Here is a 13,055-nt window from a genome sequence, read left to right on the forward strand (position 1 = left end):
CCGGCCCGTCGCCGCGATCGGGGTCCCGGAATCCGCGCCACGCGCGTCGGCGCTCGGTACGCTCGGAGGATGCCCGTTCCGCCCGCCGGTCCCGCCGATCTGCACCTGCACTCCAACCACTCCGATGGCACCGAGGCGCCGGGCGAGGTCATGAGACAGGCGCATCGACACGGCGTGCGGACCGCCGCGCTCACGGACCACGACCGCACCACGGGCTGGACGGAGGCCGGGGACGCCGCCGTCGCCCTGGGCATGACCTTCCTTCCCGGGATGGAGCTCTCCGCCAAGCACGAGTGGCGCAGCGTGCACGTGCTCGGCTACCTCTTCGATCCGGACGACGCGGCGCTGCGGGCCGAGACCGACCGGATCCGGAACGACCGCATCGGGAGAGCGGAGCGCATCGTCCGCAACATCGGCCGCGACTATGACCTGCATTGGGACGACGTCCTGGCCCAGACCACGCTCGACGCGACCGTCGGCCGCCCGCACATCGCCGACGCACTGGTGGCGCGCGGCATCGTGCGTGATCGGGGCGAGGCCTTCGACGGCATCCTCCACCCGCGGGAGGGGTACTACGAGCCGCACTACGCCCCGGACCCGCTGACCGCTGTGCGACTGATCACCCAGGCGGGAGGTGTGGCGATCATCGCCCATCCGGTCACGGCCGGCCGGGACCGGATGATGCCGGCGCCGTACATCGAGCGTCTGGTCGACGCGGGGCTGGCCGGGTTCGAGGTGGACCACCGGGAGAACACGACCGCCGGCAAGAAGCTGCTGCGCGAGCTGGCAGCTCGGCACGACCTCATCGTCACCGGGTCCAGCGATTACCACGGCACCGGAAAACCGAACGTGCCGGGGGAGAACACCACCGCGACGGACATGGTCGCCCGGATCATCGATCGCGCCTCCGGCTCCGGCCCGCGGCGTCCCTGACTCCGGGGGACTGTCGGCGGTCTCCCGGCGTTCTGTCGAAACGGACCGATACGGTCCGAGGCATGCAACGTGCCACCTCGCTGGAGCGCCGCGTCGATGCGACCGCTCGCCGACTCCTCCGTGCGGTGCCGACCTCGGGCTTCCGTGCCGGGCTCGCCGAGTTCGTCGTGTTCGTGCTGAAACAGGCATGGGCGTGCGTGTTCGGGGCAGCCTTGCTGGTGGTGATCGTCGCGGCCCGCCTCTGGTATCCCGACGACGCGGCACTGGCCCGCAACGATGCACTGACGATCGCGGCCGTCCTGATCCAGGTGGCGATGCTCGTGTTCCGCCTCGAGAGTGGACGGGAACTCCCGGTGATCGTGCTCTTCCACATCACCGGCACCGCGATGGAGCTGTTCAAGACCGACGTCGGCTCCTGGGCGTACGCGGCCGACGGCATTCTCCGCATCGGCGGTGTCCCGTTGTTCAGCGGTTTCATGTATGCGGCCGTCGGCTCGTACATGGTGCGCGTGTATCGGCTCTTCGACCTCGGGTTCACCCGCTACCCCCGCCGGTGGGTGACGGCTGTCCTGGCGGCCGCCATCTACGTCAACTTCTTCACCCACCACTGGTGGTGGGATGCGCGCTGGGTGCTCTTGGCAGCGGTCGTCGTGCTGTGGCTGCCCACGATCATGCATGCGCGCGTATGGCGCCGCACCATCCGCCTGCCGCTGCTGGCCGTCTTCGCCGGAGTGTCGGTGTTCATCTATCTGGCCGAGAACATCGGCACCTGGGCGGGTGCCTGGGCGTATCCCGACCAGGCGGATGTTTGGCAGCCCGTGTCCCTGAGCAAGCTCAGCTCGTGGTTCCTGCTGATGATCATCTCGGTCGTGCTCGTCGCCTGGGTCTACCCGCCGCAGGTCCCGGCTGCACTCCTGGAGAACGAGGGGCGCCGCACGGAAGACCGTGCGGCGCCCCTCGGACGATGATGATGCGGATCAGGCGCCCGTGACGGGTGCCGCTCCGGTGCCGGAGCCGCCGCGACGACGGCGGCGACGACGTGCCGGAGCGGGCTTGCCGTCGTGGTGCTCCTTGCCGGCGCCGTCGTGCGTGCCGGCACCCTCGGCGCTGCGGTCGGCGGCCTGCGCGGTCGAGCCCTCGGCGGAGCCGCCCTCGCTCGCCCCGTCGGCGAAGGTCGAGCCGACGGGCGTGGAACCCGTGCGGCGGCGGCGACGGCGGCGCGTGCCGCCCTCCGCGGAGCCTTCGGCGGCGGCATCAGCGGCGCGCTCCGGACGACGGGTGCGCTCGGTCTTGACCGCCTCCTTCTTCGGAGCGCTCACGAGCCGCCCCTTCGTCCCCTCGGGGATGTCGAGGTCGGTGTAGAGGTGCGGGCTCGAGGAGTAGGTCTCGATGGGCTCGGGCTGGCCGAACTCAAGGGCACGGTTGATGAGGGCCCACTTGTGCAGGTCCTCCCAGTCGACGAACGTGACGGCGATGCCGGTCTTCCCCGCGCGGCCGGTACGTCCCGCGCGGTGCAGGTACGTCTTCTCCTCGTCGGGGATCGTGTGGTTGATGACGTGCGTGACGTCATCCACGTCGATGCCACGCGCGGCGACATCGGTCGCCACGAGGACGTCCTTCTTGCCCGCCTTGAACGCGGCCATGGAGCGCTCGCGCTGATCCTGGCCCATGTCGCCGTGCACGCCGCCCACGTTGAAGCCGCGGTCGGTGAGCTCGTCGACGAGTCGCTGCGCCGCACGCTTCGTCCGCGTGAAGATCACGGTCTTGCCGCGTCCCTCGGCCTGCAGGATGCGGGCGATGACCTCGTCCTTGTCGAGCGAGTGCGCGCGGTAGACGAGATGCTTGATGTTCGCCTGCGTCAGACCCTCGTCCGGGTCGTTGGCGCGGATGTGGATGGGGCTGGTCATGAACCGCCGCGCGAGCGCGACGATCGGACCGGGCATGGTCGCCGAGAAGAGCTGGGTGTGCCGCACTGCCGGCACCTTCTGGAAGATCTTCTCGATGTCGGCGAGGAAGCCGAGATCGAGCATCTTGTCGGCCTCGTCGAGCACGACCTCGGTCGCGTTCGAGAGATCGAGCAGGCGCTGGCCGGCGAGGTCGATGAGGCGACCCGGCGTGCCGACGACGATCTGCGCCCCGGCCTTGAGCTGGTCGATCTGTCCCTCGTAGGCCTTGCCGCCGTAGATGGCGACGACGCTCGTGGAGCGGTTGCTCGTGAGGAGGTCGATGTCCTCGTAGACCTGCACCGCAAGCTCGCGGGTGGGGACGACGATGAGGGCCTTGACGCCCGGCTCTGGGTCCTTCCCGAGTCGCTGCACCACCGGGATGCCGAAGCCGAAGGTCTTGCCGGTTCCGGTCTTGGCCTGCCCGATGATGTCCTGCCCCGGGAGGCCGAGGGGGATGGTCTGCTCCTGGATCGGGAAGGCATCGACGATGCCCTTCGCAGCCAGTGCGTCGACGATGTCCTGATCGATGCCGAGTTCGGCGAAACTTGTCACTGTTGTTCAGATGCCTGTCCGGCGACCGTGCGATCGCCTCGTAACGGAGCCACGCCGTCTCGTGTGCCACAGGCGCGGGGCCCCGCTCCGACGGCGGGGACACGCCCAGCCTACCGGAGCGGGGGCTCGGGGCAGGGAGGACGTCGTCGCCCGAGTATTGTGAACGACGTGGCCGACTCGGGAGGAACACCTCGTGGTTAAGTGGTTCTGGCAGCGCGATGCCGCGCCGCGACGCACCCTGGCGCTGCGCAGCCGGGGCGAGCAGGGCGATGCGACGCGCGTCGACTTCGCGGAGTTGGCGCCGGAGCTGGACCGGTTCCTCGGCCAGGCGGCCTACCTGCAGCTGGGCTACTTCGAGACGCTGACGCGGCTCATCCGCGCGACTCCCGAGCTGGCCGAGAAGGAGTCGCTGTCCCGGGCCGCCGGCGCCGCGCTCACCAAGCACCGGGGCATCGTCGACATCATCGCGGCACGCGGTCAGGACCCGACGCAGCTCATGCTCCCGTTCCGCGAGCATCTGGACGCGTTCCGGCGCAAGACCATCGGGGCGCGCCCGCGTGAGACCCTGCTCGCCGTCTACATCACGGCGGGCATGCTCGACGACTTCTACCTCGCGCTCGCCTCGAGCTACGGCGAGACAGGGCGGCGCGTCGCCGAGATCCTGCGCGAGGACGATGCGCGCCACGAGATCGTCGCGATCATCCAGGAGACGATCGAGAGCGACGAGGAGTGGCGTTCGCTGCTGTCCATGTGGGCACGGCGTCTCGTGGGCGACACCATCCTCGTCTGCCGTGCGGCGCTGCGGCCGGAGATCCTCGCCGTGGAGGAAGCCCGCATCGAGCCGGTGTACACCGAGCTGATGGGAGCGCACGCCCGACGCATGGATGCGATGGGACTCGCGTCCTAGCTCAGATCCCGAGCGCGGCCTTCGCCTGCGCGTCACCGCGTCGACGCGCGGCGGTGAGCGCCCCGGTCACCAGCGCCGCGACCACCGCCGCGCCGAGGACGCTCGCGAGCCATAGCCAGACGCTGTCCTCGCCCACGCCGGCCCATTGCAGGCTCGTGTAGACGATCGCCGAGACGGCGGTCGCGATCGCCGGGGCGAGGGCGACGCCACGGCGTTCGCGACCGCCGATCAGGAAGTGCGCGGCGATGCCGAGAACGCACGCGCCGACGAGGGCGAGGAGGATGTACATGCGCGGGTCAGGCGACGAAGCCCACGCGACGCGACTCCTCGGTGCCCAGCTCGATGTAGGCGAGGTTCGCGGTCGGCACGATGTAGGAGTTGCCCTTCACATCGGCGAAGCTCAGGTGCGAGGCGCTCTGCTCGAGTGCCGCGGAGACCTGGGTGCGGACCTCGTCCGCCGTGGCAGCGGTGTCGAAGCTCAGCTCGCGGCCGGTGTTGATGATGCCGATGCGGATTTCCACGGATGCTCCTTGAAGGTCGTCGGACTCGGCCAACTCTATCGCGCGGCGAGCAGCGGAGACCGGCGGCGGCGGCCGTTTCGCCCTGAGCGCACATCCGGTGACGGGCCTCGCCCCCGACGCCGATGTCCGCGCCTCCCGATAGCGTGGAGGGATGATGTCGGATGCCGCCCAGCGAGCCGTGATCACGGCGTCGCCGACCGCGTCCGGCGTCGTGATCGGCGCCCCCGGCACGGGTAAGACGCGCACGCTCGTCGACCGGGTCGTGCAGCTTCTCGAGGTCGAGGGACTGCCGCCGGAGGAGGTGCTGGCGCTCACCCCGAGCAGGCAGGCGGCGACCGCGCTGCGCGACCGCATCGGCGTGCGCATCGGCCAGGCGACGCCGGGCCCGCTGGCCCGATCGCTCGGGTCGTTCGCATTTCAGCTCGTCCGCGGCGCGATGGTCCGGGAGGGGGCTGAGCCTCCGGCGCTGCTCACCGGCGCCGACCAGGATCGCATCATCGCCGAGCTGCTGGCGGGCGACGTCGAAGACGGTCGGATCGTCTGGCCCCCGGCGCTCAGCGAACCCGTCCGTGCGTCGAAGGGCTTCCGCTCCGAACTCCGCGCCTTCCTCGCGGAGTGCACGGAGCTGGGGGCGAGCCCGGCGGAGCTGCGTGCCACCGGTGATGCGGTCTGGACGGCGGCCGCCGACTTCGTGGAGGAGTACCGCACCGTGCTCGACGCCCTGCGGTCCGCCCACCGCGACGCCGCCGACCTCCTCGGTGAGGCGGCGGGGATCCTCCGTACGGCGGACGCCGCGACGCTCGGAGCGCTGGCACCCCTGCGCGTGGTGCTCATCGACGACGCCCAGGAGCTGACGCGCGGCGGGATCGGCGTGGTGCGCGCCCTCCTCGACCGCGGCATCGCGGTCCAGGCCTTCGGCGACCCCGACATCTCCTCCGGCGCCTTCCGGGGCGCGAGTCCCGAGCTGTTCGCCCAGCTCGCCGGTGCGCTCGGCACCGTGCACGTGCTCGACGGCGCCCATCGCCAGCGCCCGCTGCTGACCGCGCTGACGCGTACGGTGACGCAGGCGATCGGCGTGTCCGGACGGGTCGAGCACCGCCGCGCGCCCGCCCCGGTCGCGGGGGACGACGAGGCCGAGGTCTCGACCTTCCTCGCGCCGTCGCCCTACGAGGAGTTCGATCGCATCGCCGGGGTCATGCGCGACTGGCACCTCAGCGCCGGCATCCCGTGGGACCGGATGGCGGTCATCGCCCACGACACCCGTCAGGTGACGGCCCTGGAGACCGAGCTCGCCGCGCGCGAGATCCCGACGAGGGCCGCGGGAGTGCAGCGCCCGCTCGGCAGCGAGGGGATCGTGCGCGACATCGTCGGCATCGTGCGGCTCGCGTTGACCCCGGACGAGGAGCGCACGGTTGGGGCCTGGGAGGAGGCGCTGCGCACACCGTTCGGGGGCATGGACGCGATCGCGCTCCGCCGGCTGCGCGCGCGGCTCCGCCACCTCGAACTCGGGCAGGGCGGCTCGACTCCGGCGCGCGAGCTCCTGCGCGCGGCGATGTCGGAACCGGCCACCCTCACCCTCATCGACGCTCCGGAGTCACGGACCGCCGAGCGCTTCGCCGAGACCGTGGCGGGCGTCGCCCGTGCCGCGGCGGAGGGCGAGACGATCCATGATCTCCTGTGGCGCATCTGGGAGCAGGCCAGGGCCGTCGACGGGCGGCGGCTGCAGGTCGCGTGGCGGGAGATCTCGCTGCTGCCCACCGGCGCCGAGACCGCGCGGTCGCTCGACGCCCTCGTGGCCCTCTTCGACGCGGCCAAGCGCTTCGTCGAGCGCACCCCGAACGAGCGCCCGGAGGTCTTCGTGCGCGACATCCTCGACAGCGAGGTGCCGGAAGACACGCTGTCGTCGCCCGAGCGTCCGGGCACGGTCACACTGCTCACGCCGGCCACCGCGCTCGGCACGGAGTTCGACGCCGTGGTCGTCGCAGGGGTCCAGGACGGCGTCTGGCCCAACGTGCGGCTGCGCGGTGGGCTCCTGCAGACCTGGCGGCTGGCGGACACGGTGACCGCGGCCCGCTCCGGCCTGCCGGCCCAGGTGCCGGATGTCCTCGACCGGCGCCGCGCCGCGCTCCACGACGAGCTGCGGCTGTTCGTACGGGCGATCTCGCGCGCCCGCCACCGGCTGCTCATCACCGCCGTCGACGACGACGATCTGACGCCCAGCGCCTTCTTCGGGTTCCTTCCGCCGCCGGAGCCGCCGGAGCGCCATGCCTCCGCGGAGCACCCGCTCACGCTGCGCGGGCTGGTCGCGCGATACCGTCGGGTGCTCACCACGACGCCAACCGAATCCGCGCGGCGCGGGGCGGCCGCCCAGCTCGCCGTCCTCGCCCGGGAGGGGGTGCCCGGAGCTCATCCGCACGACTGGTACGGGGTCACGGCGCCGTCGACGGCTGCGCCGCTGCGCGATCTCGCCGCGAACGGGGCACGGGTGTCTCCGTCAGCTGTGGAGTCGTACGAGGAGTGCGGCCTCAACTGGGTCGTCTCGGCCCTCGGAGGTGACACCGTCATGCCGCCGACGGCCGGTATCGGCACGATCATCCACGAGGCGATGGAGCGCGTTCCGGACGGCGACCTCGAGCGCATGCGCGAGGTCGTCGAGGAGCACTGGCCGGAGCTCGACTTCGAGACGGCGTGGATCGGTCGCAAGGAGCGCCGTCGCGCCGACCTGTTCGTCGACCGGTTGCACAGCTATCTCGGGGAGGTGAGGCGAGACGGCGGTCGTCTCCTCGGCAGCGAGGTGGAGTTCCGGTTCGCCGTCGATGTGTCCGGTGCGACCGCCGAGCCCACCGTGCACCCGGTGGGCGAGGACCGCGGTCACCGTGCCATCGTGCACGGCTACATCGACCGGGTCGAGGCGTACCCGCCCGGGGCGGGCGAGCATGGCCCGGCCCGCGGCCGCGGCTGGCAGTCGATGGCCGGCGGGCCGGAGGGGACCACGGTGGTCGTCGACCTCAAGACCGGGAAGACCGATCCGGAGTCGGACGGCGGCGTGGTCGCTCACGCCCAGCTGGCGGCCTATCAGATCGCGGTGCAGGAGGGCCTCGTGCCGGGGGCCGCGCCGGCCTCGCTCGGGGGCGCGCGTCTCGTCATCGTCTCGAAGACGTTGGCCAAGAGCGACTACCGGGTCGCGCACCAGCACGCGCTGGACGGCGAGGCCCGGTCGCAGTTCCTGAACCGGGTCGCCGAGGTCGCCCGCGGCATGTCGGCGGCGAGTTTCACGGCCCAGGTCGAGGCGCACTGCGCGGACACGCAGCGCCGAGTGCATCCGTGCCGCATCCACACCGTGCCGGCGGTGAGCGCATGACCGCAGGAACCCCGGACGCCGTGCTCTCGGCGACCGATATCGCCGCCGCGCTCGGACTCCCGACCCCGACTCCCGCCCAGCAGCAGGTGATCGAGGCCCCGCTCGAGCCCGCTCTCGTCGTCGCCGGGGCGGGCAGCGGCAAGACGGAGACCATGTCGTCCCGGGTGGTCTGGCTCGTCGCGAACGGGCTCGTCCGCCGGGACGAGGTCCTCGGCCTCACCTTCACCCGCAAGGCGGCGGGGGAGCTGGCGGAGCGCATCGGCGCCCGCCTCGCCGTCGTCGACGAGTACGGTCGGCGGGGCCTGCTCCCGCATCTCCCGGAGATCGTCGCCGGAGAGGCGCTGCGTCGGGTGGCGGGGGCTGCGCCGGGGCGTCAGCGGGAGCTCGTGCGCGCCCACGTCCTCGACGACCTCGCGCGGCACTACGGCACGGGCGAGGAGTCCGGCGCGGTCCGCACGGCCGAGGACCTCCTCATCCGCCCTCGCGTGTCGACCTACAACGCCTTCGCGGACGGCATCGTCCGCGAGCACGCCGCGCGCATCGGTCGGGACCCCGATGTGGCGATGCTCAGCCAGGCAGCGTCCTGGATGCTGGCGCGGGAGGTCGTGCTCCGCAGCGACCTCCCGGAGCTGGAGGAGGTCGACTACGCCCTGGGAACGGTCATCGACGCCGTGCAGCGGCTCGCCGGCGAGGCTCTCGATCACCGGGTCGACCTCGCGGACGCCGAGCGCCTCGCCGCGGCGCAGGCCGCGGCGTTCGAGCCCTACCGCTCCCACGCCGACGTCGAGAAGGCGGCGGTCAACCTCCGAAGCCTGTCGACCCTGACCCGTCTGGTCCGCGACTACATCGCCGAGAAGGACCGGCGCGGGGTGCTCGACTTCGCCGACCAGGTGTCCGGCGCGTTCGACATCGTCGAGTCGGCCCCGGATGTCCGCGCCGAGCTCCGCGAGCAGCATCGGGTCGTGCTGTTGGACGAGTACCAGGACACCTCCGTGATCCAGACGCGCTTCCTCGCGGAGCTGTTCCGCGACACGGCCGTGATGGCCGTCGGCGATCCGCATCAGTCGATCTACGGCTGGCGCGGGGCCAGCGCCGACAACCTCTACGCGTTCCCCCGGTCGTTCTCGAGCGCGGGAGGGGTGCGCACCTACAGCCTCATGACGAGCTGGCGCAACGACCGGAGCATCCTCGATGTCGCCAACCGGGTCCTCGAGCCGCTCCAGCGTCCGGGACTCGACGTCCCGCCGCTGGAGCCGCGGCCGGGCGCGGGGGAGGGCACGGTCGGGGTGCGCTACCCGTTCACGGTCGACGATGAGGCCGCCGAGGTCGCGGCCTGGTTCGCCGAGCGCCGCGCCGCCCACGACGCGACCTCGGCCTCCCCGCACACCGGCGCGATCCTGTTCCGGTCCAAGCGCCACATGCAGACCTTCGCCGGCGCGCTCGCCGCGCGGGGGATCCCGCACCGCATCCTCGGACTGGGCGGACTCCTCGCCACGCCCGAGGTCGTCGACGTGGTCTCGACGCTGCGGGTGGTGCACGATCCGACCGCCGGTTCGGCGCTGATCCGGCTCCTCACCGGCCCCCGCTTCGGCGTCGGGGTGGCCGATATGGCGGCGCTCTACGAGCTGGGGCGCGCGCTCGCGGAGCGCGACACCGCCCTCATGCCCCTCCCTGAGGAGGTGCGGGCGCGGCTGCGCTCCTCCCGTGGCGCCGATGAGGCCGTCTCCATCGTGGACGCGGTCGACATCGTGCGAGCAGTGCGCGACGACTATCGCCTGCTGGAGGGCATCACCCCGGAGGGGCGCGCCCGGATCCGGGCTGCCGGGGAGATGCTGGAGCGCCTGCGCCGCGCGTCGTCCCAGCCCATCCCGGAGCTCATCCGGCTCATCGAGCTGGAGCTCAGGCTCGACATCGAGCTCGCCGCCAACGAGACACGAGGACCGGCGCGCGTCGCGGCCACCCAGTTGCGCGCGTTCGCTGACGAGGTGCGCGCGTTCCTCGCCGCCGATGAACGTGGCACGATCGGCAGCCTGCTGGCCTGGCTCGACAAGGCGGAGAGCACCGACGAGCTGATGCCGCGTCCGGAGCCGCCGGAGCCCGGGGTCGTGCAGCTGCTCACGATCCACGGGTCGAAGGGCCTGGAGTGGGATGCCGTCGCGGTCGTGCGCCTCGTCATCGACGAGCTGCCGGGGCGTGTGTCCGACACCTCCGGGTGGTTCGGGTTCGGGGTCGTGCCCTTCGCGCTGCGCGGAGACCGCGACGCGCTTCCGCGCTTCACCTGGGATCCGGAGGAGGCGATGGAGGGCGAGACCGATCCCGGCAAGCGGCAGAAGCTCGCCCAGGCATCGCTGTCCGGCGGCGCGACGAAGGCGAATCCGCACGGCGGCGCCCTCAAGCGGTTCAAGGACGCCTACCGGGAGTACCAGCGACAGGAGGAGCGTCGTCTCGCCTACGTGGCGATCACCCGCGCGAGGAGCGACCTGCTGCTCAGCGGGGCGCACTGGGCGGGCCAGAAGGCACCACGCACCCCGAGTCCGTACCTGCAGGAAGCCATCGACGTCCTCGGACTCGACGAGATCCCGCCGGTCGATCCGGATGAGAACCCGTACGACGGCCCCGGGGCCACGCTGCACTGGCCGCTCGATCCGCTCGGCGGGCGGCGTGGGGTGGTCAGTGCCGCGGCCGCGGCCGTCGGAGAGGCCCTCCAGGACGACGCGATCGTGCCGACGGAAGAACTGCGTCGGCTGCTGGACGAGCGCGCAGCCCGCCAACGCGGGACGGACGCGCAAGCTCCCACCCGCGTGCCCGCCTCCCGGTTCAAGGACTACGTCACCGACTACACCGGCACCCTGTCCTCGCTCGTGCGTCCGATGCCGGAGCGTCCGTACCGCCAGACCCGTCTGGGGACCCTGTTCCACGCGTGGGTCGAGCAGCGCTCCGAACTCGTCGGTGTCGGGACCCGGGTCGATGAGGCGCTCTGGGAGATCGACGAGGACCAGCCGGAGGGCGACACCGCCCCGGGCGCTCCCGCATCCGGTGCTGCTGCGGACGCCGCCGACCTCGCTGCGCTGCAGGAGACCTTCGAGCGGAGCGAGTGGGGCCCGTTGCAGCCGCTCGCCGTGGAGATCGAGATCGACTTCGCGCTGGGGGCCGGCCTCCCGGGCCTGCACTCAGCTACGGACGCGCACATCGTGATCTGCAAGCTCGACGCGGTGTACCGACGCGCCGACCGCGGCGGACGGATCGAGATCGTGGACTGGAAGACCGGACGGGCGCCACGGACGCCACAGGAGCGCGAGGAGCGGATGCTGCAGCTCGCCCTCTATCGGCTCGCGTACCATCGGCGCTTCGGCGTCCCGCTGGAGGACATCGACGTGGCGCTGTACTACGTGGCCGATGACCTCGTCATCCGCGGGGATCGCGTCTACTCCGAGGAGGAGCTCTTCCAGCGCTGGAGCGCCGCCCGCGCCGCGCGCTGAGCCTCTTCGGAGTCGTCGTCGTCCGCTGCCGGGGACGAGGCGAAGGCGGGCGACTCGCTTCGTCCGCTCCCTCGCGTCTCGGCGAACGCATGTGCGACGCCGGAGAGGTCCTCGGTCTCGATGCCCGCCACGGCGGCGCGGTGCTCCGCGTCGGGTTGAGACGGTGCTCCCGCAGGCGCATCCCGGTCGGCCGACACATCGACCGGGGCATCGCGGTCGGCGTCGTCCGCCTCCGCCGCCCAGAGCTCTTCGGGGTTGTAGGCGTCGGTCTGCATCGAGGTGTCCACCTCGGGAGCGGCCGCTGCCGGCACCCGGTCGAGCGCGTCCATCGCGGAGTCGACATCCGAGCGTCGATCGCCTGGCACGCCGAGGTCGTCATGGCGCAGGCCGTCGGCCAGAGCATCGAGCAGTGCCGCGGCGTCCTCCACGATGTCCTCGCGCCGCAAGGCGTCGCCGTGGACGAGCCAGCGCGCGAACTCCAGTTCGGCGAGCAGGCGCGCGCGAACCTCGAGGCCGGCGTCGGGAGTGCGATCCATGGCGCGGGCATACGAGCCGTGCACGTCGGCCGCGGCGTCGGGAGCCGCGGACAGCCAGGACAGGTCGAGCGCCGGATCGCCGACGGCCAGACCGTGCCAGCCGATCACGCCGGTGACCTCGGGACCGCGCTCGGGATGATCGTCGAAGAGGAACGACGTGGCCTGCGCGCCGCCGAGGATGACCGTCGACTCGAAGCGCCAGAGGTCGTCGTCGGCGACCGCGTCCCGCCACCGCACCGTGAGGCGGGCGGGGACGCGTCCCGTGGCTGCCGCGGTGTCGACGAGCCGCTCCAGCTCGGCGCGGCTCTCCTCCGCGCTGCGCATCACCAGCCCGGCGCCGCGCACGACCGACGTCGGCAGTGCGTGCACGGCGGCGATCGCCGCACCCATGGACTCTGCGGCCCCGCGTCCGGCTGGCACCATCGCCGCTTCGATCTGGAAGCCGGGGAGCAGCTCGGTCACCAGCGCGCGCCCTTCGCCCACCCGGGTCTCGCCGATGTAGCCGGGCGCGCGGAACGGCAGCATGGCGCGGGCGCCGTCGGTGAGCGCTCGCAGCGCCAGGGCCTCTGCCGCCAGCTCCCGCGCCGCGTCGTCGTCGTCCGCCACGCGGATCGCGAGTTCCCGGCCGTCGGCGAGGGAGGCGACGGCGGAGTCGAAGCGCCCGTCGCCGTCCGCGGTGAGTGCCCGGGTGCCCGTGACCTCCGCGCCGGGAAGTGCGGCCGTCACCGCCGCGGCTAGAGTGAATGGAGAGCGTCCCATGCCCCCAGGGTAGGTCGGCTCAGGGGCGGTCCCGCCTCCGCCACGCCCGTGAAAGAGGGAG

Annotated in this window: 9 protein-coding genes; 5 read left to right on the plus strand and 4 right to left on the minus strand. The window is 72.2% G+C overall.

Annotation, left to right across the window (positions count from 1 at the left end; genetic code table 11):
* Positions 1-69 precede the first annotated feature (69 nt).
* Both B2W79_RS06385 and B2W79_RS06390 read left to right on the plus strand, forming a co-directional pair.
* A complete protein-coding gene (locus B2W79_RS06385) occupies positions 70-933 on the plus strand; it encodes a PHP domain-containing protein (RefSeq protein WP_292787988.1) in 864 nt (287 codons plus the stop codon).
* 62 nt (positions 934-995) lie between these two features.
* Positions 996-1,901 carry a DUF817 domain-containing protein gene (locus B2W79_RS06390; RefSeq protein ID WP_292787990.1) on the plus strand — a complete coding sequence of 302 codons (906 nt, stop codon included), beginning with the start codon at positions 996-998 and terminating at the stop codon, positions 1,899-1,901.
* 9 nt (positions 1,902-1,910) lie between these two features.
* Here the strand turns inward: B2W79_RS06390 and B2W79_RS06395 are convergent, their stop codons facing one another.
* Complete coding sequence (locus B2W79_RS06395; RefSeq protein WP_071328221.1) at positions 1,911-3,431, minus strand: DEAD/DEAH box helicase; 1,521 nt, start codon at positions 3,429-3,431, stop codon at positions 1,911-1,913.
* A gap of 193 nt (positions 3,432-3,624) precedes the next feature.
* On the opposite strand from B2W79_RS06395, the gene B2W79_RS06400 reads away from it, so the two are divergent.
* Entirely contained in the window at positions 3,625-4,338 is a 714-nt protein-coding gene (locus B2W79_RS06400; RefSeq protein ID WP_292787992.1) for a ferritin-like fold-containing protein, read from the plus strand.
* A 1-nt stretch (position 4,339) separates the two neighbouring features.
* Here B2W79_RS06400 and B2W79_RS06405 read toward each other — a convergent pair whose 3' ends face one another.
* Together B2W79_RS06405 and B2W79_RS06410 are read right to left on the minus strand one after the other, a co-directional pair.
* Positions 4,340-4,627, minus strand: a complete 288-nt coding sequence (locus B2W79_RS06405) for a hypothetical protein (RefSeq protein WP_292787994.1) — start codon at positions 4,625-4,627, stop codon at positions 4,340-4,342.
* A 7-nt stretch (positions 4,628-4,634) separates the two neighbouring features.
* Positions 4,635-4,859 carry a DUF3107 domain-containing protein gene (locus B2W79_RS06410; protein ID WP_025102974.1) on the minus strand — a complete coding sequence of 75 codons (225 nt, stop codon included), beginning with the start codon at positions 4,857-4,859 and terminating at the stop codon, positions 4,635-4,637.
* Positions 4,860-5,010: 151 nt separating this feature from the next.
* On the opposite strand from B2W79_RS06410, the gene B2W79_RS06415 reads away from it, so the two are divergent.
* Both B2W79_RS06415 and B2W79_RS06420 read left to right on the plus strand, forming a co-directional pair.
* Positions 5,011-8,220, plus strand: a complete 3,210-nt coding sequence (locus B2W79_RS06415; protein ID WP_292787998.1) for an ATP-dependent helicase — start codon at positions 5,011-5,013, stop codon at positions 8,218-8,220.
* Positions 8,217-11,699: an ATP-dependent DNA helicase gene (locus B2W79_RS06420; protein ID WP_292788000.1), complete on the plus strand. Its 3,483-nt coding sequence runs from the start codon at positions 8,217-8,219 to the stop codon at positions 11,697-11,699. The genes B2W79_RS06415 and B2W79_RS06420 overlap by 4 nt, the downstream gene beginning before the upstream one ends.
* Here the strand turns inward: B2W79_RS06420 and B2W79_RS06425 are convergent.
* Complete coding sequence (locus B2W79_RS06425) at positions 11,645-12,994, minus strand: hypothetical protein (protein WP_292788001.1); 1,350 nt, start codon at positions 12,992-12,994, stop codon at positions 11,645-11,647. The genes B2W79_RS06420 and B2W79_RS06425 overlap by 55 nt on opposite strands.
* Between the last annotated feature and the right edge of the window lie 61 nt (positions 12,995-13,055).

Source organism: Microbacterium sp. UBA7513, assembly GCF_002478345.1.
Taxonomy (GTDB): Bacteria; Actinomycetota; Actinomycetes; order Actinomycetales; family Microbacteriaceae; genus Microbacterium.

What these genes read in the sequence shown, in the direction of transcription:
- B2W79_RS06390 (WP_292787990.1), top strand. Translation starts at nt 996, where the DNA reads ATGCAACGTGCCACCTCGCTGGAGCGCCGCGTCGATGCGACCGCTCGC.
- B2W79_RS06425 (WP_292788001.1), bottom strand. Translation starts at nt 12,994, where the DNA reads ATGGGACGCTCTCCATTCACTCTAGCCGCGGCGGTGACGGCCGCACTT.
- B2W79_RS06415 (WP_292787998.1), top strand. Translation starts at nt 5,011, where the DNA reads ATGATGTCGGATGCCGCCCAGCGAGCCGTGATCACGGCGTCGCCGACC.
- B2W79_RS06385 (WP_292787988.1), top strand. Translation starts at nt 70, where the DNA reads ATGCCCGTTCCGCCCGCCGGTCCCGCCGATCTGCACCTGCACTCCAAC.
- B2W79_RS06420 (WP_292788000.1), top strand. Translation starts at nt 8,217, where the DNA reads ATGACCGCAGGAACCCCGGACGCCGTGCTCTCGGCGACCGATATCGCC.
- B2W79_RS06405 (WP_292787994.1), bottom strand. Translation starts at nt 4,627, where the DNA reads ATGTACATCCTCCTCGCCCTCGTCGGCGCGTGCGTTCTCGGCATCGCC.